The sequence below is a fragment of the Streptomyces sp. NPDC053665 genome, from assembly GCF_055585285.1.
This window is the reverse complement of sequence record NZ_JBVJKK010000003.1, coordinates 471,879-493,793: the sequence shown is the minus strand read 5'-3', so window position 1 is coordinate 493,793 and position 21,915 is coordinate 471,879. Positions and strand designations below refer to the sequence as shown.

Here is a 21,915-nt window from a genome sequence, read left to right as displayed (position 1 = left end):
AGTCCGATCTTGTGAACGACTCAACTTTAGACGAAATCTAAGCTAGGATGGTTTCCTGTTGAACTCAGGAGGCCCTCCCATGTACGAACCGATCCGCACGAAGTCGGTCCACCACACGGCTGACGGCCCCAACCCGGACTACCCCCACCGTTCCCGTGAGGAGGAGCTGGACATCCAGCTCGCCGGGCACCTCGCCGCCCTGCTCGCCGTCACGGACGAGCTGCGCGCACGGGAGGACTCGGCCGACCTGGACACGGCGGCGGAGCGGCTGGCGGAGCAGGTGGGCCGGCTGAGGGGTGGCCCCGCCCCGGCGCGGGTGACCGGCACGCGGCGCGAGCGCAGTGCCGCCGCCCTGCACCGCAAGGCGCACGCACTGGCGGGCCGCGCGCTGGTCGTCGCCGCCTCGCGTGCCGACACGGCGGCCGCGATCCTGGCCGCCGAGCGCATGGACGCTCACACGGCGGCCCTGGAGCCCCGCGAACTCGCCTCCCGCTGAGCCCCCTTCGGGGCTCCCCCCGACGGCCCCGGTCCGCGCGCACCCGCAGCGACGCGCGGACCGGGCGCCACGCACGTACTCGTGAGGGCCACCGGGCGTCGTCACGCCGGGCCGGGCGGTCCGTCCGGACGGCGCGACGGACTCGGCCTGGGACGGCCCGGATCAGCCCTGGGCCGAAGCGCCGAGGGCGGTGACGACGTGGCGGAGGACCACGCGGCCGTCCGCCTCCTCGCCGCCCGTCGCCCCAGCCGTCCCCTCAGCCGTCGCTTCCGCCCGCACCAGGACACCCGTCTCCGGGTCGATCGTGAACTCGCAGGTCAGGCTCTCGTCAGAGGCCCAGGCGCTGAGCGGAAAGGCGCGCAGCGGACGGACACCCGCCCGGACGGAGGTCGCCGAGACGGCCGTGACGTGGGCCAGGTGGGACACGATCCTGGCCGGTGCGAGCAGTTCGGCCAGCCGGGCCGCCGCCGGGCTCGTCGCGTCCGGCGCGTAGTCCCCGGTCACCCTCAGCTCCCGCCCGGAGGCCGAGACCGTCCAGGACCGGGCCGACGGCTCGCCCGCGAAGGTCAGGTCCTCGTACGGGTCGGCCTCGACGGCGACGTCGGCCGTCAGCCGGACGGGCTCGACCAGGGTCCTGGCCATCCGCGCCACCACCCGCCCCGCGGCGGCCGACGACCGCACGTCGCGGACGCCCGGTTCCTCGACCCGGGCCGTGGCCAGCGGGCCGCGGTCGTCGTGGAGCGTGGCGGACGACAGGAAACCGGTGACCGGATCGAGCCGCACGACCAGGCCCCGGGCACCGGGCGGCAGCCATGCGTCGGTGGGGTCGGCGAACAGCGGGTGCGGAACCAGGGAGAGTTCGACGCCCCCCTCACCGCGCTCGGCCCGCGTCACCGCCGCGATCCCCCGGATCAGCCGGGCGGGGTCGAACAGGGCGGCCCACGGCTCGCAGGAGTCCTCCTCCCGGAGGAGGGCGGACGAGACCCCTTCCAGCCGGAAGGCCCGTGTCCCCCCGGGCCACCGGGGGGCGGGCCCGCCGGTCGTCCCGCAACCGAACGGCCCAGCGAGCTCCGGCGCGGTCTCCCGCTCCTCGTAGGAGATCTCGACCACCGCGTCCACCCGGGCGTCCTCGGCGACCGTCGCGGCGATCCGGGACAACGCCCAGGCGGTCAGCGGGTGGTGCTCCGCGGGCGGGTCGCCCAGCCAGTGGGTGGTTGCTGCCATGGTGCCCAGGTCTCCTCGGCACCGGGACGACGATCAGGTGCCCACTGCACGTACCGTACGCGGCCCGTCGGAGCAGCCGGCGCGGAGGCCCGGGCGCCGGCCGTGCGCTGGGCCGTGCACCCGGCCTTGTGCCGGAGACGCCCGGGCGCCCCGGGCGACGCGGGGCGTCGGCCGGGGCGCTCGGTCATGCATCGGCACGTTCGTGAGCCCGCGGGGCGGGCCGCGCCGAAGCGGGCGGGAGTGTGCCTGTCGCCACCGGTTCCGTCGGGGCGGACGGAGGGCGGCGACGGGCTCGGAACCCCGCACGCCGTTGTGCGGGTCCCGCCGGTTCGTCCCGCGGCCGGCCGTGACGATCACTGGTCAGGGCACATCCGTGCCGGCCGCGGAGTTCGGGGTGGGGCTCAGCCCAGGCGCTCCACCAGGGCGCGGTACTGGTCCCACAGCTCCTTCGGCGTGTGGTCGCCGAAGGTGTTGAGGTGCTCGGGGACCAGCGCGGCCTCCTCGCGCCAGACCTCCTTGTCGACCGTGAGCAGGAACTCCAGGTCGGACTCGGCCAGTTCCAGGCCGTCGGTGTCGAGGGACTCCTTGGTCGGCAGGACGCCGATGGGGGTCTCGACGCCGTCGGCCTTGCCGTCCAGGCGCTCCACGATCCACTTCAGGACGCGGCTGTTCTCGCCGAAGCCGGGCCAGACGAACTTGCCCTCGTCGTCCTTGCGGAACCAGTTGACGTAGTAGATCTTCGGCAGCTTGGACTGGTCCTTGTCCTTGGCCACGTCGACCCAGTGGGCCATGTAGTCGCCCATGTTGTAGCCGCAGAAGGGCAGCATCGCGAACGGGTCGCGGCGCAGCTCGCCGACCTTGCCCTCGGCGGCGGCGGTCTTCTCGGAGGCCACGTTGGCGCCGAGGAAGACGCCGTGGTTCCAGTCGAAGGACTCCGTCACCAGCGGCACGGCGGTGGCGCGGCGGCCGCCGAAGAGGATCGCCGAGATCGGCACGCCCTTGGGGTCCTCCCACTCCGGCGCGATGATCGGGCACTGCGACGCCGGGACGGTGAAGCGGGCGTTGGGGTGCGCGGCCGGGACGCCCGACTCGGGGGTCCAGTCGTTGCCCTTCCAGTCCGTGAGGTGGGCCGGGGCCTCCTCCGTCATGCCCTCCCACCACACGTCGTTGTCGTCGGTGAGGGCGACGTTGGTGAAGACGGCGTTGCCCCACAGCGTCTTCATCGCGTTGGCGTTGGTGTGCTCGCCGGTGCCGGGGGCGACGCCGAAGAAGCCGGCCTCGGGGTTGATGGCGTAGAGGCGGCCGTCCTCGCCGAAGCGCATCCAGGCGATGTCGTCGCCGATGGTCTCGACCGTCCAGCCGGGGACGGTCGGCTCCAGCATGGCGAGGTTGGTCTTGCCGCAGGCGCTCGGGAAGGCGGCGGCGACGTACTTGGCCTCGCCGCGCGGCGGGGTCAGCTTCAGCACGAGCATGTGCTCGGCCAGCCAGCCCTCGTCCCGGGCCATGACGGAGGCGATGCGCAGGGCGTAGCACTTCTTGCCGAGCAGGGCGTTGCCGCCGTAGCCCGAGCCGTAGGACCAGATCTCGCGGTCCTCGGGGAAGTGCGAGATGTACTTGGTCTGGTTGCACGGCCACGGCACGTCCTGCCGGCCGGCCTCCAGCGGGGCGCCCAGGGTGTGGACGGCCTTGACGAAGAAGCCGTCGGAGCCGAGCTCGTCCAGCACGGCCTGGCCCATGCGCGTCATGGTGCGCATCGAGACGGCCACGTACGCCGAGTCCGTGATCTCGACGCCGAGCGCGGACAGCGGCGAGCCGAGCGGGCCCATGCAGAAGGGCACGACGTACATGGTCCGGCCGCGCATCGAGCCGCGGAACAGGCCGCCCTCGCCGCCGGCGCCCTGGAAGATCTCCCGCATCTCGGCGGGGGCCTTCCAGTGGTTGGTCGGGCCCGCGTCCTCTTCCTTCTCGGAGCAGATGAAGGTCCGGTCCTCGACGCGGGCGACGTCGGTCGGGTCGGAGGCGGCGTAGTAGGAGTGGGGGCGCTTGATCGGGTCGAGTTTCCGGAAGGTGCCCTTCTGGACGAGCTCCTCGCACAGCCGCTCGTACTCTGCCTCGGATCCGTCACACCAGACCACGTTGTCCGGCTGCGTCAGTTCGGCGATCTCGTTGACCCACGAGATCAGTCCCTGATGGGTGGTGGGGACGGTGGGAGCCGCGATGTCGCGCGCCACGATTGCTCCTAGATGAGGGATTTTTGTCGTTGTGGAGGCCCCGTGGGGGCTGCGACCCGGATGCTTGTCGATGACTTGGCGCTCATCCGGTGCCGACCGCACTCATTTGATCATCCGATGGAAGTGCCCATCTGTCCAGAGGAGCGCACAGGTGAGCAACGTGAGGATCGCCACGGTTTCTCGCGGGCGCTTTGCGTGCACGTTGCGTTCACCTGACCGTCCATTTGCGTGACCATCGGCCGGGACGAGGTGGGACCGCCCACACGCGGCCGGCGAAGGGACCCTGCCGATAGGCCACTTACGGTTCCGTAGCTACCATTCCGACATGACTGCGTTCGCCCCCGACGCGCCCACGGACACGCCGGACGACGGCAGCGGTCCGCAGGCGCTGCACCTGCCGCACCCGGTGAAGCCGAAGCTCCGCGGCTGGCTCCACCTGGGCATGTTCCCGGCCGCGCTCGTCGCCGGACTCGTCCTGACCGCGCTCGCCGACTCGACCAGAGGACGCATCGCCTGCGGGATCTACGCGCTGACGGCGTGCCTGCTGTTCGGTGTCAGCGCGCTGTACCACCGCGGGGACTGGAGCCCCCGCATGGACGGCATCCTGCGCCGGCTGGACCACGCCAACATCTTCCTGATCATCGCGGGCACCTACACCCCCCTGACCATGCTGCTCCTGCCGGACGCCAAGGGCCGGTGGCTGCTGTGGGGCATCTGGGCCGCGGCCGCGGCCGGCATCGTCTTCCGCGTCTTCTGGGTCGGCGCCCCGCGCTGGCTCTACACGCCGTGCTACATCGCGATGGGCTGGGCCGCCGTGTTCTACCTGCCCGACTTCATGCGCACCGGCGGCATCGCCGTCCTCGTCCTGATCGTGATCGGCGGCGTGTTCTACAGCGCGGGCGGTGTCGTCTACGGCATCAAGCGGCCGAACCCGTCCCCCCGCTGGTTCGGCTTCCACGAGGTGTTCCACTCCTTCACGCTCGCGGCCTTCATCGCGCACTACGTGGGCATCTCCCTGGTCGCCTACCAGCACGGGTAGAGCCGTGGGCGGACGTCCCGCGGCACGGGCTGCGCGCGGCCCTCGACCCAGGCGCGGGCCGCCGGCCGGAAACTCCCACGGCCGGCGCCCGTCCCCGTGACATCCTGACCGGGTGAACGGTCCCGAGATCCACGTCGAATTCGCGCCCCTCCTGCACGTCTTCGTCCCCCGCGCCCGCCTGGACGGCACCGTGCGGGCCGCCACCGACGGCGTCTCCAGCCTCGGCCACGTCGTCGAGTCCCTGGGCGTGCCGCTGACCGAGGTGGGCGTCCTGCTCGCCGACGGCCGCGAGGTCCCGGTCTCGCACGTCCCGGTCGCCGGGGAGTCGGTGGAGGTGCGGGCCGTCACCCGCCCGCAGCACGTGCCGGGCGCTCCTCTGCGCTTCCTCCTCGACGTCCACCTCGGCACGCTGGCCCGCCGGCTGCGCCTGCTCGGCGTCGACACGGCCTACGAGTCGACCGACATCGGCGACCCGGCGCTGGCCGCCCGTTCCGCCGCCGAGCAGCGGGTCATGCTGAGCCGCGACCGGGGGCTGCTGCGCCGGCGCGAGCTGTGGGCCGGGGCGTTCGTGTACAGCACCCGGCCCGAGGAGCAGCTCGAGGACGTCCTGGACCGGTTCCGGCCCGACCTGCGCCCCTGGACGCGCTGCACCGCCTGCAACGGGCTGCTGCGCCGGGCGACCAAGGAGGAGGTCGCCGACCAGCTCGAACACGGCACGCAGGCGACCTACGACGTGTTCGCGCGGTGCGGTGCGTGCGGGCGGGCCTACTGGAAGGGTGCGCATCACGAGCAGCTGGAGGCGATCGTGGAGCGGGCCGTGGCGAGCTTCGGCCCGAGCGCCGTGGACGGCTGAGGAGCGTGGAGGACCGCGCGGCCGTCGTCACTGGTCGCGCGGTTCCCCCCCCCGCCCCTGAGGGCGCGTTCCTCGAAGGCGCTCTCAGCGCCTGGTCACGTCCCCCTTGCCGCAGGCGATCCCGTCCCTGTTCCGGTCCAGGCCCAAGGGATCGTCCTTGCCGTTGACCTTCAGGCGGCCGTAGTCGTTCGTCCTGAGCCACTCACAGCGGGCCGCCGCCGTCCTCTTCACCTCCGCCGGGAAGCGCGTCGGCACGCAGACGTTGATCGAGCCGTAGTGGCGGTCGCAGCCGGAGACCGTCGGACCGACCTGCTGCGACACCCGCTTCCTGCCGGGCCCCGTGGCCTTGCCCCGCGGTGCGTCGGCGAAGTCGTGGACGTGCGCCGAGGCGTCGGTCGCCTTCAGGGCCTGCGGGCCCTGGAGGTGCACCCACTCGGCGACCGACGGCACCCCGTTCGCGTCCACCGCGAAGAGCATGTACCAGCCGGGCGGGGCCAGGTTGGGGTTGCTCGTCACGTTCAGGTCGACGTTGTCGCCGTCGACGGACAGCGGCAGGTCGACGAACCGCTGGTTCGGGTCGGAGGAGTGCGTGACGGCGGCCGGGCGGATCAGCTCGGCCTTGGCGATGGGCCGGTCGACCGTGATGCGCTGGGTGTCGCCATAGGTCCACTCGGTGTCGATGACCGAGGTGATCCGCGGGCGCGGGCCCTTGAACAGGTAGGGCGGGCTGTAGACCGACACGTCGTGGTTCCAGGAGCCGTTGCCCGGGTTGTCGCCGGTGGTCATCACGCGGCCGTCGGGCAGCAGGAACGCCGAGGAGTGGTAGCCGCGCGCCTCGGGGTCGACGGCCACCGGGTCGAAGGTCTCCGAGGCGGGGTCGAAGAGGGAGGTCTCGTAGACCGGGTCGGCGCGGTTGTGCAGGGCGCCGCCCGTCTCCAGGACCTTGCCGTCGGGCAGGAGCACGGCGGAGACGTACATCTTGCCCTGGTTCCCGGTCTGCGGGACCGGGCCGTTGCCCAGGTCGACCGTGCCCTGCGGGATCGGCGGCCCGGCCACGTAGGACGGGTTCGGCTGCTTGAGGTCGATGATGTCGGTCAGGCGGTTGGCCTCCGGATTGGAGTCGATGTTGCCGCCGCCGAGGGTGAGGACCTTCTGGTCCTGCGCCGGGGGCAGCAGCACGCTGGCCGACTGGTCGCGCTCGTCCTTGTTGCGCAGGCCCGGCACCTGGGTGGTGGTGTTGGCGCCGTAGTCGTAGATCGCCGAGCCGGTGCCGGGGATGTTGTTGCCGAAGACGTGGCTGCCCGAGTAGAAGAGGCGGCCGTCCTGCATGAGGATCATCGACGGGTACAGGCCCCAGTACGACCAGGTCTGGTTGACCTTCCACAGCGGCTGCCACCGCTGCTCGGCCTCGGAGAACAGCTCGGCGGTGACCGAGCCGGTGGAGTCCTCGCGCAGGCCGCCGAAGGAGATGACGTCGCCGTTGCCGAGGATCGTCGCCGACGGGTACCAGTGGCCGTCGTTCATGTCGTTGGTCCTGGTGTAGGTCTCGGTCTCCGGGTCGAAGACGTAACTGTCCTTGTAGCCCTGGTAGCCGACGCGGCCGTCCGCCGTCGGGTAGCCCTTGTTGCCGGACATCACCAGCACCCGGCCGTCCTGGAGCTGGACGTGCCCGGCGCAGAACATGTCCTTCGGCGTCGGGACGATTCTGTAGGAGCCGTTCGCCGGGTCGTACACGGCGGAGGTGAAGGTGCCGGCCTCGAACATCGACTCGTCGTTGCCGGAGCCGGCGATCAGCAGCACCTTGCCGTTGCGCAGGACGACCGAGTGCATCGAGCGGACCGGGTTCTGCGTGGGCAGTACGTCCCACCTGCCGTCGGCGCACTGTGCGGCCGTGCCGGTGCACTGCGGCGGCAGCACCGGGTCGGGCACCTGGTCCATCGTGTAGTCGTCGGTGGTGGCCGAGCCGGTGCCGTAGACCGACACGCCCCAGGAGATGCGGTCGGTGCCGGCCGGGACCTCGGGGGTGCGGACCGTGGCCTCGGTCCAGCCGCCCGCCAGGTCCAGGGTCTTGAGGTCGGTCCAGTACTGCCATCCGGCCGTGGTGTCGTGCCGGAACAGGGTGATCGCCGCGTCGGGCGTGGTCGTCTTGTACCAGAGGCCCAGGTCGTACTGCTTGCCCGGCGTCACCACCGGGGCGCAGGCGGCGGACTCGGTGATCAGGGCCTTGCGGTCGCCGTCGACGCGGCGGGTCAGTTCGACCTTCATGGCCTTGGTGCCGGTGTGCGCGTCGGCGGTGGTGGTGAAGGTGAAGTCGTTGTCGCCCCAGCCGGACCTCTCCCAGCAGTACGGCATGTCGCCGGTGCCGGCGGTCTCGAAGCCGGGGTTCTTGATCAGGTTGGCGGCCGACGCGGTCTGGGGTGCGGTCATCAGCAGACCCGCGGTGAGGCCGGCCACGGACAGCAGGGCGGTCGTTCTGCGACGGAGGTTCACGCGGCTCTCCTTGCGGTGCGGTCGCCGCGCGCGGGCCTCTCACGCCCCCGGCGCGGCAGGTAGACCAGCGCTTCGGTCGCCGCGAAGCGCAGGACGAACGTCGTCACCAGCGCGAGCGCGGTGGCGGACAGCACGCCCAGGTGCAGCCGGTGCACGAACAGGGCGATCAGCGGCAGGCGCAGGGCCAGGTCGGCGTTGGCCAGCAGCGCGAACCGCCCGGCCCGGTCCCACCAGCGCCGGTGCCGGCGCCGCTCGCGGAACAGCAGGTGCTCGATGAGCAGGAAGTTCCAGGCGACGCCGAGCTGGTTGGCGAGGACCTCCGCCGGTACGTAGTGCATGCCGAGCGCGGTCAGCGCCCACAGGCCCAGCAGGTTCGGCACGAAGCCGGTCAGCCCGATCAGGCCGAAGCCCACCATCCGCGCGACCGGTGAGGCGGCGCGCAGCCCGGCCAGGTGGCGCAGGAAGCGCATCCCCTCCCGCGCGGTCGACTTCGACTCCCCCGCGAACCGGTCCTGGAAGACGAACGGCACCTCGGTGACCGTACGGGGCCGGCTGCGCACGGCGAGTTCGAGCAGGATCTTGTAGCCGAGCGGCTGGAGGATCTCGGCGGTGACCGCGCTGCGGCGGATGGCGAAGAAGCCGCTCATCGGGTCGCTGATGCCGTGCAGCCGCCGCGGGAAGAGCGCCTTGGTCAGCCAGGTCGCCCCGCGCGAGACGGCGATGCGGTAGCCGCCCGCGAGCCCGGCCCGGCTGCCGCCCTCGATGTACCGGGAGGCCACGACCAGCCCCGCGTTGGCGCGTTCGCCGGTGGCGACCAGGTCGGGCACGAGGGACGGCGGGTGCTGGCAGTCGCCGTCCATGACGACGATCCAGTCGGACGTGGCCGCCTTCAGCCCTTCGACGACGGCACCCCCGAGCCCGCCGGCCGGCTCCTCGCGGTGCAGCACCGTCACGGGGAACGGGCAGTCCTGCGCCGCCTGTTCGATGACCGCGGGCGTGTCGTCGGTGGAGTCGTCGACGAAGACCACCTCGCAGGGCAGCCGGGACGGCACCGAGTCGGTGATCAGACGCAGCAACTGCCGTACGTTGGCCGACTCGTTGAAGGTCGGTACGACGAGGGTGACGGCGCCCGGCTCGGGGACCTCGGCGGTCTCGACGACCTCACGGGGGGCGGTGTACTCCTGGCTCATCGCGCGCCTCCGGCGGACGTGTGGATGCGGCGGATCTCGATGCGGTCCTCGCCGGTGCCGAAGGTGGCGACCGCGTCCGAGTGCTTCATGGCGGCCCGGACGTTGGGCAGGTCGGCCGCGTCCCGCCGCACGGTGGGCGAGGCGACGACGTAGTCCAGGTCCTTCCAGCCGCGCGGCATCGTCTTCGTCACCGCCGGGTCGAGGTCGGCCTTGTAGAACCAGATGACGCCGAGGCCGGGCCGGTAGCCCTGGTGCACCAGGTCCAGCCAGAGGGCGTCGTCGACCAGCACGCGAGTGCGCTCCCGGTCCTCGACCTCGGTGGCCAGCCATGCGGAGGCCGCCCGGTAGGGGGCGTTGGCGTCGGTGGTGACGGCCGTGTGCGCGCCGTCGTACCAGCGGGGCAGCACGTAGGCGCCGGCCGCCAGGGCGAGGACGGTGGCGAGCGCGTACCGGCCCGCCCTGACGTGGCGCTTCTCCGCCTCGGAGCGCCGGCGCCTGAGCACCGCGTGGGCGACGGAGGCGGTCCCGCCGGCCAGCACCAGGGCGAGGAACGGCAGGGCCTGGATGACGTACATCGCGGGCAGGTAGCCGTTCGGGCGCAGGGCGAGCGCGGCGAGGATCGCGACGGCCAGGGCCGGTCCGGCCAGGGCGCGGGCGGTGACCGACCAGCGCCAGATGACCAGGAGCAGCAGGGCGCCCGCGAGGCCGCCGAGGGGCAGGATCCTGTCGTAGTACAGCCACGACTGGAGCACGCCCCAGGAGCCGGAGCCCCGGTCCAGGATGAAGCCGGAACCGGGCCTGGTCATCTGGTACGTGACGCCGTCCCAGAGGGAGACGTGCCCGGCGCCCGGCAACAGCTCGCCCTTGAGCAGGGCGAACAGCGGGTAGGAGAAGCCGATCAGGGTGCAGGCCGTCACCGCGCCGGTGAGGGCGAACTTGCGGGTGTCGCGGTGGCTGTGCCGCCACATGGTGAGGAACAGGGCCGGCAGGACGACGAGCATCGTCTCCTTGGTCAGCACGGCCGTGGCGGCCGCGATGCCCGCGCCGAAGTGGTGCCACAGGTGGCGGCTCGGGGAGGCGGCCAGGGTGAACGCCAGCAGCGTCCACATCACCGCGAGGTTGTCGAGGAAGATCTCCCGCTGGAGGACCACCGACAGCGGGGACAGGCCGAACAGCGCCATGCCGAGCCCGGCGGCCCAGCGCGGCAGGGCCAGCCGGCGGCCCAGCAGGTAGACCAGGACCGCGCTGATGCCGCTGATCACCAGCATCGCGGCGCGCATGGTGCCCACCGTCATCGACTCGGGGCTGATCAGCGCGGGGATCCAGGTCAGCAGGGCCAACTGGATCCAGCCGAGCGGCGGGTGGTCGTACCAGTAGGTGTAGTGGGCCAGGCCGTCGCCCTGCTGCACCGACCAGGCCTGGGCGAGGTAGGTGCCCTCGTCGTCGCTGAGGGCGGGGTAGTCGGCGATGTTCCAGCCCTGCACGACGAGGATCGCCAGGAGCAGCACGCCGCACAGGAGCAGGTCGGGCCGTGAGGAGCGCAGCCGGCTCGGCGGCTCGGGACGAGGGTGCGCGGGGGTGCCGGGCGCGGGCCGGCGCTGCGCGGGGACCTTCGCGGAGGCCGCCGCGGGAAGGGTGGAGGTCACGCGGGAACGTCCTCTCGGGTCGCGTCCTGCCGGGTCACGGCCGTCTCGTCGAGGTGCGCCCCGACGTGGCTGGTCAGCTCCCAGTCGTTGCGGCCGCGCTGCTCGCGCCAGACCGCGCGCAGGGCCGCGCCGGCGAGGAGGACCTGGTAGAAGGGGCCGCCCAGGACCAGCTTCAGGTAGTGCACGAGGCGCACGCGCAGCCCGTACTGCCTGCCGAAGTCGTGCAGTCCGACGATCTCGAAGACGAAGGTCACCAGGGCGGTGACGGCCGGCAGGAAGGTGATGAAGGCGATGCCGACGGGCACGTCGAGGAAGAGCGCGATCGCCACGTTCAGCGGGATGATCAGGCCGGTGAAGGCCTGCATGAACGGCGTCATCAGGGTGTAGCGGGCGAGCAGCCGCTGCCCGAGGGTGGGCAGTTGCTTCCAGTCCTTCTTCCGGTACACCTGGAGGAAGCCCTGGTTCCAGCGGGTGCGCTGCTTCAGCAGGGACATCAGCGAGCCCGGGGTCTCCTCCCGGGTCACCATGTCGGAGTCGTAGGCGACGACGACCTTCTTGCCGACGCTGGACAGGCGCACCCCGAGGTCGCAGTCCTCGGCGAGGCAGTCCGGGTCCCAGCCGTCCGCCTGCCGCAGGACGTCGGTGCGGACGAAGACCGTGTTGCCGCCGAGCGGAATGAAACCTTTCTGCGCGTGCAGGTGGAGCCGTGAGCGGAACCAGAAGAAGTACTCCAGGCAGTTGCGCAGGCTGTACCAGCTGGAGTGGAAGTTGATCAGCTGCACCCCGCCCTGCACGACGTCGGCGCCGGTGGTGCGGAAGGCGTGGTCGACGTGGGCGAGCAGCTCGGGATGGACCTGGTCCTCCGCGTCGAAGACGCCGACGACGCCGCCGCGGCAGTGCGGCAGCGCCGTGTTCATGGCCTTCGGCTTGTTCTTCTTCTCGTGGGTGTCGACGACGACCCGGACCCGTGGGTCGCGCGCCGCGGCCCGTTCGGCCACGGCGGTGGTCTCCGGGTCGTCGTGCCCGACGATCACGATGATCTCGAAGTCGGTGTGGCTCGACTCCAGCAGCCGCTGGATGGTGTGGTCCAGCACCGCCTGTTCGTGCCGCGCGGGCAGCAGCAGCGAGAACGAGACGTGCTCGTCCCCGTCCGGACTGGTGAACCGCGTGGAGGCGAGCACTTCCGGCGTGCGCCAGGCGTGCATCTGCCACCACAGGGTGAACGCCGCCATCCAGAACAGAGCCAGCGAAACGGCAGCGATGAAGACAGACGTCAGCAAGCAGATCCCCCCAGATCCTCGAGCCCCCGTCGTGACGGTGTGCCGATGCGGCCCTCTCCCGTCACGTCACCGTGCAGAGATTAGGGGGGAACTGTGAAGCCCGGGGGCTGTTCCGATAAAGAGCGTGTTTCCGTTGATTTCCGACTTCAGTTGCTCAGCACCGCACGCAACCGTTCAACTTCCGTCGTCGGCGCGTCACATGTGAAGTTACGGCAGACATAGGCGGATGGTTCACCACCGACCAGCGGACGGTCGCCCAGCAGCGGGAACTCCTCGCTCCCCGGGACGCCCACGGCGACGACCGCCCCCGGCGCCGTCCCCAGCAGTGCCGTGCGGTGCAGGGCCCGCGTGCCCGCGTCGTCCAGCGACGGCCCCACGATCGCCACCTCGCGCGGACCGTCCAGCACGGCCTCCGCGGCGGCGAGCCCCCAGCCGATGAACCGGGGCACCCGCGGCCCCAGCGCCTTCACGACCCCCAGCGCCTTCTCCGCGGCCGTGCGGTGCGGCACGGAACCCGTGTGCGCGGCGTAGCTCAGCAGGGCACCCGCCGCCGCGCTCCAGCCGGAGGGCGTGGCGTTGTCGGTCGGGTCCTGCGGCCGCCGGATCAACTGCTCGGCGTCGGCGGCCGTGTCGAACAGCGAACCCGACTCGGGGTCCGTGAAACGGGCCAGGACATGGTCGAGCAGGAACCCGGCGAACTCCAGCCACACGCCCTCCCCGGTGACCGACGCCAGCGCCAGGAACCCCTCCGCCACGTCCGCGTAGTCCTCCAGGACACCGGCGTTGGCGCCCGCGTGCCCGTCCTTGCTGGTACGCGTCAGACGCGCCTGCTCGTCCAGGTGCAGCCGCACCAGGAGATCGGCGGCGGCCACGGCGGCCTCGACCAGGTCCGGCCGGTCGAAGTAGGCGCCCGTCTCGGCCAGCGCGGCGATCGCGAGCCCGTTCCACGCGGCGACGACCTTGTCGTCCCGGCCCGGCGCCGGACGCCCGGCCCGCGCCGCCAGCAGCCGCTCCCGGATCGAGGCGATCCGCTCCGCGTCGAACAGTCCGTCCTCCACGGGCAGTTGCAGCACGGACTGACCGTGCTCGAAGGTGCCCTCCTCGGTCACACCGAAGTACCGCACGGCCACCTCGGCGTCCTGCTCGCCCAGCACCTCGCGCAACTGCTCCGGCGTCCACACGTAGTACGCGCCCTCGACGTGCCGCCCCGTGCCGTCGTCGCTGTCGGCGTCCAGCGCGGAGGCGAACCCGCCCTCGTTCGTGCGCAGTTCGCGGACCATGAAGTCGGCCGTCTCCAGCGCGACCCGCCGGGCCAGCTCCGAGCCGGTGGCACGCCACAGGTGGGCGTAGACCCGGCACAGCAGGGCGTTGTCGTACAGCATCTTCTCGAAGTGCGGCACGATCCAGTCGCGGTCGACCGAGTAGCGCGCGAAACCGCCGCCGAGCTGGTCGTAGATGCCGCCGCGGGCCATCCGCTCACAGGTGTCGGCCGCCATCTGCAGGGCGCCCTCGGCGCCGGTGCGGGCGTGGTGGCGCAGCAGGAACTCCAGCACCATCGACGGCGGGAACTTCGGCGCCCCGCCGAACCCGCCCCGCTGCGGGTCGTACTCCCGGGTGAGCCCGAGCAGCGCCTGGGCCAGCTCCTGCTCCCCCGGCGTCTGCGCGTCCCCGTAGGAGATCTCCCGCCCGGCCAGGTCCCGGACGATCTTCCCGGCCACCTCGGTGACCTCGTCTCGCCGCTCCTCCCACGCCTGGCTGACACCCTGGAGCACCTGCCGGAACGAGGGCATGCCCTGCCGGGGCTCGGGCGGGAAGTACGTACCGAAGTAGAACGGCTCGGCCTCGGGCGTCAGGAACACGGTCATGGGCCACCCACCGTGCCCGGTCGCGGCCTGCACGGCCTCCATGTAGACGGCATCCACGTCGGGGCGCTCTTCGCGGTCGACCTTGATGTTGACGAAGTGCTCGTTCATGAAAGCGGCCGTCACCTCGTCCTGGAAGCTCTCCTTCGCGAGGACGTGACACCAGTGACAGCTGGAGTAGCCGACACTCAGATGCACCGGCAGCTCCCGCCGCCGCGCCTCCGCGAAGGCCTCCTCCGACCAGGGCCACCAGTCGACGGGGTTGTCGGCGTGCTGCAGGAGGTAGGGGGACGTCTCGTGCGCCAGTCGGTTCGGCATGCCTCCATCCTGCCTCACCGGGGCTGCCCGGCCGGGGAACGCAGGTTCCCTACCCCTGCGCCACGACGGGCGGAGAGTCCACTCCACGCCAGACAGGTTCTACGCGGGAGTGGTCCCAGGTGTGGACACCCTTCACACCCGGGCGTACGACACAGTGGGTGATCACGCTCGCGATCGTGTTCCTCTTCTCGGTGATCGACATGGTGGCACGCCAGTGCTCATGCACCGACCCCGGGAGCCGCGCACGAGGCGGGGCGTGCTCGAAGAGGATCAGTTCCAGGGCCTCGTCGGCCAGCGGCCCGCTGATGCTGCAATGCCGGCAGGCACGACAGGAGTACGCATAGGGGCTTCTCCTGCTCCTGCCCCTCTGAGCGGACAGCGGGCTCCCGCAGAGCTTTCCGTCGTCGAAGCGCGCACCACAACGCAGCAGGCCACTGGCGAGATGGCTGGGGGCGTTCGTCCCGCTTGTTCTCCGCGGTGCACCTGTTCCGCGGTGCAGATAGAGGTTGCCAGGAGAGAAGGACGAACAGACCGCTTGCCACTGCTCGGGAGTCACGATCGGCTCCCACTGGCCGAGGACGGGTAGCCCCGTCTCCGGCACAAGCAACAGCCGACCCTTGTTGGACCGGTAACCACACACCCGGGGCGCCGTGATGATCTGTGTGACCGTCTGGGCATTGGGTCGGGCACCGCGCGTGCCGGTCACGCCCAGCTCGCACCACTCCCGTGCGATGGCCCGTACTGCCGTACCGCGGACGCGATCAGTCACGGCTTTGCGGATCAGCGCGGCCTCGACCGGGTGCTGTGTGATCCGGTCCTCCTGCCACCCGAAGGGACGCGGCCCGCTGTGCGGCACACCTTCCATGGCACGCGCCCAGTGCCAGTGCTCTACACGCCGGCTTCGCGCTCGTGTCTCCGCCAGCGAGGCCTCCAGCGACCTCAGAGCCTGCAGCAGACCTTCCCCGGAGTACGGATCCCGCGTGCCCTCCGCATTCACATGGACCCGTCCCGGCCTCGCGGTCAGCGCGGCATGGAAGCGGGCGAAGTCGTCCGGACGGCGGTAGAGCCGGTCGTCCGCAACGCAGACAACCCCCTGGACCGCCTGACGGTCGGCGGTCAGTCCGCTGGCCAGCGCCGCGACGAGGCGATCGAAACCGGGTCGCGTGACACCGTCCTTCGACGCGCTGAGGCCGTTGTCGGTGTATTCCGCGACGATGCGACACCCCTGCTCACGGGCCGTCCGCTCGTTGATGCGCAACTGATGGCGTACTCCATGGCTGTCCCGTCGGCGGGAGTCGTCCGACGTGCGTGCGTACGACAGGACGGGAATTCCTCCGGTGGGCCCCCCGGCGATGTGGCCAGTCACTTCTCCCCCTGATCGGCAGTCAGTTCACTGTTCGCACCAACGAGCGGACCAGTCATGAGTCACCGGGTAACAGCCTTCGATCTTCGCCCCCTCGCGCTCACGCTCCTCACCAAGGACACTCGTGGTCAGTGCAGTTGGGTGCCGGAGGGGGACGTGACATGCGGGACGGTCATCGGGGGGAGGCCGAGCGGTTGTTGGCCCGGGCCGTGGAGGAGGAGGTGCGGCGTTCCGGCGGGCGCACCGACGGCGGCGTGCTGCTCGCGCGGGGGCGCGCGGCGCTCGACGAGCTGGCGCGCAGCGCGTCGGAGGAGTACGAGGCGTACACGCGCGCCCTGGACGAGGCCGCGGCCGGGCAGCTGACCTTCGGGCAGCGCTACGCGCGGGAGGGCGCGGGCACTCCCCTGCTGGTGGCGGGGGCGGCGGCGGTGGCGGCGGTCGTCGCGGACCTGGCGCTGGGCACGGGCGCGGGGACGGCCCTGGGCGCGGGCGCGATGGTGGGGGTGGTGGGCGCGGCGGCGACCGTCGCGAAGGTGGCCGGCGCGCACGTGCCGGCCGCGCACCACAGGGCCGGGGCGCTCGGCCAGCCCGGTGGTCCGGAGCAGCTGCGGTTGCAGTGGCTGACGGCGCTGGAGGTGCGGGGCATCCGGCCGTTCCTGGACCAGCAGCGGATGCTCGCCGCGTCCACCGGGCCGAAGAAGGCGGGGCCGCGGCTGCGGGGCGCGGACAAGAGCGCGGCGGCGCGCGGGCGGGGCGTGCTGGCGCAGTCGTTCGCGCAGTTGCCGCGGGCGGTGGAGCCGTTCGCGGGGCGGCGGCGGGAGCTGGCGCAGATCCGGCAGTGGGTGCAGGCGGCCCGGGCGAGTACGGAGACCCGGGCGACCGTGGTGGTCCTGCACGGCACGCCCGGCAGCGGCCGGACGGCCCTCGCGGTGGCCGCCGCGCACGAGCTGAAGGACTACTTCCGCGGCGCCTGCGTCGTCGACCTGCGCGCGGAGGGCCCGGGCGGTGCGCCGCTGTCCACGCGTGACGCCCTGCTGCATCTGCTGAACCGGCTGGGCGCACCGCGCGAGCAGTTGCTGTTCCGGGAGCGTTCCTCGCCCGACCAGCAGGTCAGGCGGTTGACCGAGCTGTATCACCAGCATCTGACGGGCGTGCCGGTGACGATCGTCCTGGACGACGCCTCGGACGCCGGGCAGATCCGCGCCCTGGTTCCGGAGCGGTCCGACAGCCTGGTGCTGGTGACCGCGCGGGAGCCGCTGGAGCCGGCGGACCTGCCGGCGCGGGTGCACCGGCTGGCGGTGGAGCCGCTGGACGCGGCCGGTGCGGAGGAGCTGCTGGGCGCGGTGGCGGAGGACCGGTCCGGGCCGTACGACGCGGAGTCCGCTGACCGGGTGCGGGAGCTGTGCGGCGGGCTGCCGCTGGCGCTGCGGATCGCGGGCTCGTGCCTGGGTGTGCGCTCCCCGCGTGCGCTGGCCGCGGACCTGGCGGCGTACGGGCCGGTCGAGCCGGTGGAGCGGGCCCTGTGGCTGCGCTACACCGACCAGCCGGAGGCGGTGCGCCGGCTGCTGCGCCGGCTGGCGCTGGCGGGCCGGGCCTCGCTGGGCGCCGCGGCGGCCGCCGCACTGCTGGCCACGGACGAGGCGGAGGCGACGCGTCAGCTGCGGGCCCTGTCCCGTGCGGGTCTGGTCGACCCGGTGCGCGGCGACCGGTACCGGCTGCACGACCTGGTCCGTTCCTTCGCCCGGGCGCGGCTGCTGGACGAGGAGGACCCGGCCGAGCGGGCGGCGGCGCAGGAGCGGCTGATCGTGAACTACGCGGAGCTGGCCGACTCGGTGCTGCGCATGGTCGACGGCAACATGTCGACGCGCACCAACCGTTTCAGCCCGTACGGCTTCACCTCGCTCGACGAGGCGCTGCGCTGGCTGGACGACGAGTCGAGCTTCATCACGGCGGCGCTGCGGCACACCGAGGGCGTGGACCGGGGGGCGGTGCTGAACCTGCTGGGGGCACTGTGTGACTACTGCCTGCTGCGCGGCGACCTGTACCGGCTGGGCGAGATCAGCGAGCTGGCGCAGGCAGTGGACGAGGGGCTGCTGGTCCGTTCGGTGCAGTGGCGCACGGGTATCGCCGCCCGGCAGCTGGGCGAGCTGGACAAGGCGCGTACGACGCTCGCGTCGGTGGTCGACCTGTACCGGGAGGCCCACCACGACGCGGGGGCGGCCCGGGCGCTGTGCTCCCTGGGCATCACGCTGCACCACCAGGGGAATCTGACGGAGGCCTCGCAGAAGCTGCGCGAGGCTCTGGCCCTGCAGTCCTCGTCCGAGCTGGCGGCGGACCGGGCGTGGACGATGCACGCCCTCGCGGCGGTGGAGCGGGACCGGGCGCGGCTGGGTGAGGCGCTGGAGCTGCTGACGGAGTCGCTGGTGCTGCACCGCAGGGGCGAGTCGGTGCACGGCCAGGCGTGGGCGCACTTCCAGCTGGGTCAGCTGGGTCTGCGCATGGGGGACGTGGCGCGGGCGGAGGCGGAGCTGCGGGCGGCGCTGGAGCTGTACGGCCGGACCCGTGACGCGCGCGGGGAGGCATGGGCGCTGACGCAGCTGGCCCGGGTGCTGCTGGTGTCGGGGGAGGCGTCGCAGGCGGTGGAGGAGCTGCGGGGGGCGGCGGCGCGGCACCGCGACAACGAGGACGCGCGCGGTGAGGCGTGGACCTTGTACTACCTGGGTCAGGCGCTGGAGGAGACGGGCGACCTGGACCGGGCGGTGCGGGAGCTGGAGCGCTCGCGGACGATGTTCTCCCGCATGCGGGACGTGTACGGGCTGGCCTGCGCCCGTCACCACTCGGCGCGGGTCACCCGCGACCAGCGGGCGCAGCAGACGGGTTCGCTGCGCAACTCCGGCTTCGCCCGGCAGTTGCTGGTCGACGCCCGCGCGGACTTCCAGCGGATCGGGGTGGCCCACGGGGAGGCGTGGACGTGTCTGGAGCTGGCGGTGGTGGACGCGGGCAACGGCCGCACGCAGCAGGCGCTGGCCCTGTGTGACGAGGCGGTGGAGCTGTTCGCGTCGTACGGGGACCGCCGGGGCGGGGACTGGGCGGGCTTCCTGCGCTGCACGCTGCTTCCGTACGCGGCGCCGGGCGGTGTGGAGGTCGGCACGGCGGTGGCGCAGGAGGAGCTGTCCCGGCTGTCCCGGGCGGACCACCCGCTGCGCGACGACAAGCTCGACGACTACGCCGGTGCGTGGGCGCTGCTGCTGGAGCGCGGCGTGAGCCTGGAGTCGGGATGGCAGGCCTGGGGCCTCGGTATGACGCCGAGCAGGCACGCCCGCGAGGTGATGGGCGTACCGGTGCGGTCCCGGGCGTGAGGTGCCCCCGGGCGTGAGGTGCCGGGCGGGCGGGGCGCCGCGTGAGTCCGGAGGGCGGGGGCGGAGCCGGCCGGTTCCGGGATGCGCGCGGCGCCCGTCGGCGGCGGTGCGTGCCGCCGACGGGTGCGCATCCGGCCGGGGGGAGACCCGGCCGGACGGGGTCAGTCCTGCTTCCTGCCCTGGCCCGAGGGCTCCGCGTCGGCGGTGCCGGCGGGTCCCTCCGGGGACGCGTCCGTGTCGGAGGGCTCCCGGGGGTCGGGGACCTCGGTGAACTCGACCCTGTTCATGTGCCGGCTCATGGACTTCATCAGGGCCCATACGGCCAGGGCCATCGCCGCGAAGACGATGAAGCCGAGGACGCCGGGGGTGACCTTGTCCTCGTCGACCTCCTTGGCGAGGGTGACGAGGTGCGTCATTGCCAGGCTTGCGCTTGCGCTCATGTCAGGCATTGTCGCGGATGCCCGCAAAGAGGTCGTCCTCGGGGAGGGAGGTATCGACGAGGGACTTCGCCAGCTCGTACTCCTCGGTCGGCCAGACCTCCTTCTGGATCTCCATGGGCACCTTGAACCAGCCGCCGTCGGGGTCGATCTGCGTGGCGTGCGCGATCAGGGCCTTGTCGCGGATCTCGAAGAACTCGCCGCACGGGACGTGGGTGGTCAGCGTGCGCTGCTTCATCCCGAACTCGTCCCAGCGCTTGAGCCAGTCTCCGTAGGGCGACTCCAGTCCGCGGTCGAGCATGGCCTGGTGCAGGGCCTCGGTGCGGGGGCGGTTGAAGCCCTGGTTGTAGTAGAGCTTCTGCGGCTGGTAGGCGGGGCCGTACTCGGCCTCCGGGTACTTCTCGGTGTCCGCGGCGCTCTCGAAGGCCACCATCGAGATCTTGTGGGTCATGATGTGGTCGGGGTGCGGGTAGCCGCCGTTCTCGTCGTAGGTGGTGATCACCTGGGGACGGAAGGCGCGGATCTTCCGCACGAGCTCGCCGGCCGCGTGGTCGACGTCCTCCAGGGCGAAGCAGCCCTCCGGCAGCGGCGGCAGCGGGTCGCCCTCGGGCAGGCCTGAGTCGACGAAGCCGAGCCACTCCTGCTGGACGCCCAGGATCTCGCGGGCCTCGTCCATCTCCTTCTTGCGTACCTCGTGGATGTGCTCCTCGATGTACGCGTCGCCCTGGAGCTTGGGGTTGAGGATGGAGCCGCGCTCCCCGCCCGTGCAGGTCACGACCAGCACGTCCACCCCCTCGGACACGTACTTCGCCATGGTCGCCGCGCCCTTGCTCGACTCGTCGTCGGGGTGGGCGTGGACGGCCATCAGTCGCAACTGGTCAGTCAAGACTCAATCCTCAGTAAGTCGGCGCCCGGTGTGCGTCGGCGCAATCGGCGGCTTCTATAGTGACCGAATCGGGGGGCGAATAATTCCGGGACCGGGTCCCGGAGCCCCTTTCGGGACGCGGGTCCCGGCCCTGTCTGGAGGACGATCATGACCACGGCGAGCACGCGGCCGCCCGAGGGCCGCTACGGCCGCACCTCGGACGAGCGCGCCGACCGCACGCTCAAGGTCGTCGGCGCCGTCCTCGCGGCGGCGCTGCTGGGGCTCGTCGGCTGGTTCGGCTACCACTACGTCGCCAAGAACGAGATCAGCGCCGAGGTCATCAGCTTCGAGCAGGGCGAGGAGTCCGTGCGGGTGCACCTGGAGGTCCGCAAGGACGCGGGCACGGACGGCTACTGCACGGTCCGCTCCCAGGCCGAGAACGGCGCCGAGGTCGGCCGGGCCGACTTCCGCTTCGCGGGCGACGCGACCCGCATCGACAAGGTCGTCACGCTGCGCACCACCTCGCCGGGGACGACGGCCGAGCTGCTGGGCTGCCACGCCGACTGACAGCGACCGGGTGTCACCCGCAATACGCCGGGGCTGACCTGCGCGGACGTGATTCTGGTCGCTTATGTCCTCCCCCTGGGGCCCCTGAATTGTTAGGCTCGTGGTTTCGCCCTTCCGTGAAGGAACATGCTTCTGGGTAGGGCGATGCTTTGTATTCCCAGTACCTACGAGGAGCACCTGTGACCCAGACCAGCGAGAACGTCACCTGGCTGACCCAGGAGGCGTACAACAAGCTCAAGGCTGAGCTTGAGTACCTTACTGGTCCTGCGCGGGCGGAGATCTCCGCGAAGATCGCCGCGGCGCGTGAGGAGGGCGACCTGCGGGAGAACGGCGGGTACCACGCGGCCAAGGAGGAGCAGGGCAAGCAGGAGCTCCGTGTGCGCCAGCTCACCCAGCTCCTCGAGAACGCCAAGGTCGGTGAGGCGCCCGCCGCCGACGGTGCGGTGGCTCCCGGCATGGTCGTCACGATCGCCTTCGACGGTGACGAGGACGACACGCTGACCTTCCTGCTCGCCTCACGCGAGTACGCCAGCTCCGACATCGAGACCTACTCCCCGCAGTCCCCGCTGGGCACCGGCGTGATCGGCCACAAGGTCGGCGAGGACGCGGAGTACGAGCTGCCGAACGGCAAGAAGGCCTCGGTGAAGATTCTCAAGGCCGAGCCGTACGAGGGCTGACCCTCTCCTTCCCGGATC

The 21,915-nt window shown here is 71.8% G+C and carries 16 protein-coding genes; 6 read left to right on the top strand and 10 right to left on the bottom strand.

Going from position 1 to position 21,915, the window contains the following annotated elements:
- Positions 1–79 precede the first annotated feature (79 nt).
- Positions 80–496, top strand: a complete 417-nt coding sequence (locus ACZ6ZN_RS15220) for an SCO4983 family protein (protein WP_469646369.1) — start codon at positions 80–82, stop codon at positions 494–496.
- A 162-nt stretch (positions 497–658) separates the two neighbouring features.
- On the opposite strand, the gene ACZ6ZN_RS15215 is transcribed toward ACZ6ZN_RS15220, so the two are convergent.
- The gene (locus ACZ6ZN_RS15215; protein WP_469646367.1) at positions 659–1,720 is read right to left on the bottom strand and encodes a hypothetical protein; all 1,062 of its coding nucleotides are present in this window, start codon (positions 1,718–1,720) and stop codon (positions 659–661) included.
- A gap of 401 nt (positions 1,721–2,121) precedes the next feature.
- A complete protein-coding gene (locus ACZ6ZN_RS15210) occupies positions 2,122–3,951 on the bottom strand; it encodes a phosphoenolpyruvate carboxykinase (GTP) (RefSeq protein ID WP_469646365.1) in 1,830 nt (609 codons plus the stop codon).
- Positions 3,952–4,276: 325 nt separating this feature from the next.
- Here ACZ6ZN_RS15210 and trhA point away from each other — a divergent pair, with 325 nt between their 5' ends.
- A complete protein-coding gene (trhA, locus tag ACZ6ZN_RS15205) occupies positions 4,277–4,990 on the top strand; it encodes a PAQR family membrane homeostasis protein TrhA (protein ID WP_469646362.1) in 714 nt (237 codons plus the stop codon).
- Positions 4,991–5,102: 112 nt separating this feature from the next.
- Positions 5,103–5,843, top strand: a complete 741-nt coding sequence (locus ACZ6ZN_RS15200) for a Mut7-C RNAse domain-containing protein (protein ID WP_469646359.1) — start codon at positions 5,103–5,105, stop codon at positions 5,841–5,843.
- 84 nt (positions 5,844–5,927) lie between these two features.
- Here the strand turns inward: ACZ6ZN_RS15200 and ACZ6ZN_RS15195 are convergent, their stop codons facing one another.
- From ACZ6ZN_RS15195 to ACZ6ZN_RS15170, 6 genes are all read right to left on the bottom strand, one after another.
- The gene (locus ACZ6ZN_RS15195) at positions 5,928–8,270 is read right to left on the bottom strand and encodes a galactose oxidase-like domain-containing protein (RefSeq protein ID WP_469646916.1); all 2,343 of its coding nucleotides are present in this window, start codon (positions 8,268–8,270) and stop codon (positions 5,928–5,930) included.
- A 59-nt stretch (positions 8,271–8,329) separates the two neighbouring features.
- Positions 8,330–9,523 (bottom strand): glycosyltransferase, encoded by a 1,194-nt coding sequence (locus ACZ6ZN_RS15190; protein WP_469646356.1) that lies wholly within the window; start codon positions 9,521–9,523, stop codon positions 8,330–8,332.
- A complete protein-coding gene (locus tag ACZ6ZN_RS15185; RefSeq protein ID WP_469646355.1) occupies positions 9,520–11,169 on the bottom strand; it encodes an ArnT family glycosyltransferase in 1,650 nt (549 codons plus the stop codon). The genes ACZ6ZN_RS15190 and ACZ6ZN_RS15185 overlap by 4 nt, the downstream gene beginning before the upstream one ends.
- Positions 11,166–12,449, bottom strand: a complete 1,284-nt coding sequence (locus tag ACZ6ZN_RS15180; protein ID WP_469646353.1) for a glycosyltransferase — start codon at positions 12,447–12,449, stop codon at positions 11,166–11,168. The genes ACZ6ZN_RS15185 and ACZ6ZN_RS15180 overlap by 4 nt, the downstream gene beginning before the upstream one ends.
- Before the next feature lie 146 nt (positions 12,450–12,595).
- Positions 12,596–14,629 carry a thioredoxin domain-containing protein gene (locus ACZ6ZN_RS15175; protein ID WP_469646350.1) on the bottom strand — a complete coding sequence of 678 codons (2,034 nt, stop codon included), beginning with the start codon at positions 14,627–14,629 and terminating at the stop codon, positions 12,596–12,598.
- 49 nt (positions 14,630–14,678) lie between these two features.
- A complete protein-coding gene (locus tag ACZ6ZN_RS15170) occupies positions 14,679–15,995 on the bottom strand; it encodes a recombinase family protein (RefSeq protein ID WP_469646347.1) in 1,317 nt (438 codons plus the stop codon).
- A 158-nt stretch (positions 15,996–16,153) separates the two neighbouring features.
- On the opposite strand from ACZ6ZN_RS15170, the gene ACZ6ZN_RS15165 reads away from it, so the two are divergent.
- Complete coding sequence (locus ACZ6ZN_RS15165; protein WP_469646346.1) at positions 16,154–19,351, top strand: tetratricopeptide repeat protein; 3,198 nt, start codon at positions 16,154–16,156, stop codon at positions 19,349–19,351.
- 161 nt (positions 19,352–19,512) lie between these two features.
- Here ACZ6ZN_RS15165 and ACZ6ZN_RS15160 read toward each other — a convergent pair whose 3' ends face one another.
- Both ACZ6ZN_RS15160 and mca read right to left on the bottom strand, forming a co-directional pair.
- Positions 19,513–19,800, bottom strand: coding sequence for a hypothetical protein (locus tag ACZ6ZN_RS15160; protein WP_469646343.1), 288 nt, complete (start codon positions 19,798–19,800; stop codon positions 19,513–19,515).
- A complete protein-coding gene (gene mca / locus ACZ6ZN_RS15155) occupies positions 19,793–20,674 on the bottom strand; it encodes a mycothiol conjugate amidase Mca (RefSeq protein WP_398106837.1) in 882 nt (293 codons plus the stop codon). The genes ACZ6ZN_RS15160 and mca overlap by 8 nt, the downstream gene beginning before the upstream one ends.
- Positions 20,675–20,821: 147 nt before the next feature.
- On the opposite strand from mca, the gene ACZ6ZN_RS15150 reads away from it, so the two are divergent.
- Both ACZ6ZN_RS15150 and greA read left to right on the top strand, forming a co-directional pair.
- The gene (locus ACZ6ZN_RS15150; RefSeq protein WP_451876650.1) at positions 20,822–21,220 is read left to right on the top strand and encodes a DUF4307 domain-containing protein; all 399 of its coding nucleotides are present in this window, start codon (positions 20,822–20,824) and stop codon (positions 21,218–21,220) included.
- Between the two features lie 179 nt (positions 21,221–21,399).
- The gene (greA, locus tag ACZ6ZN_RS15145; protein ID WP_398106839.1) at positions 21,400–21,897 is read left to right on the top strand and encodes a transcription elongation factor GreA; all 498 of its coding nucleotides are present in this window, start codon (positions 21,400–21,402) and stop codon (positions 21,895–21,897) included.
- Positions 21,898–21,915: the final 18 nt, after the last annotated feature.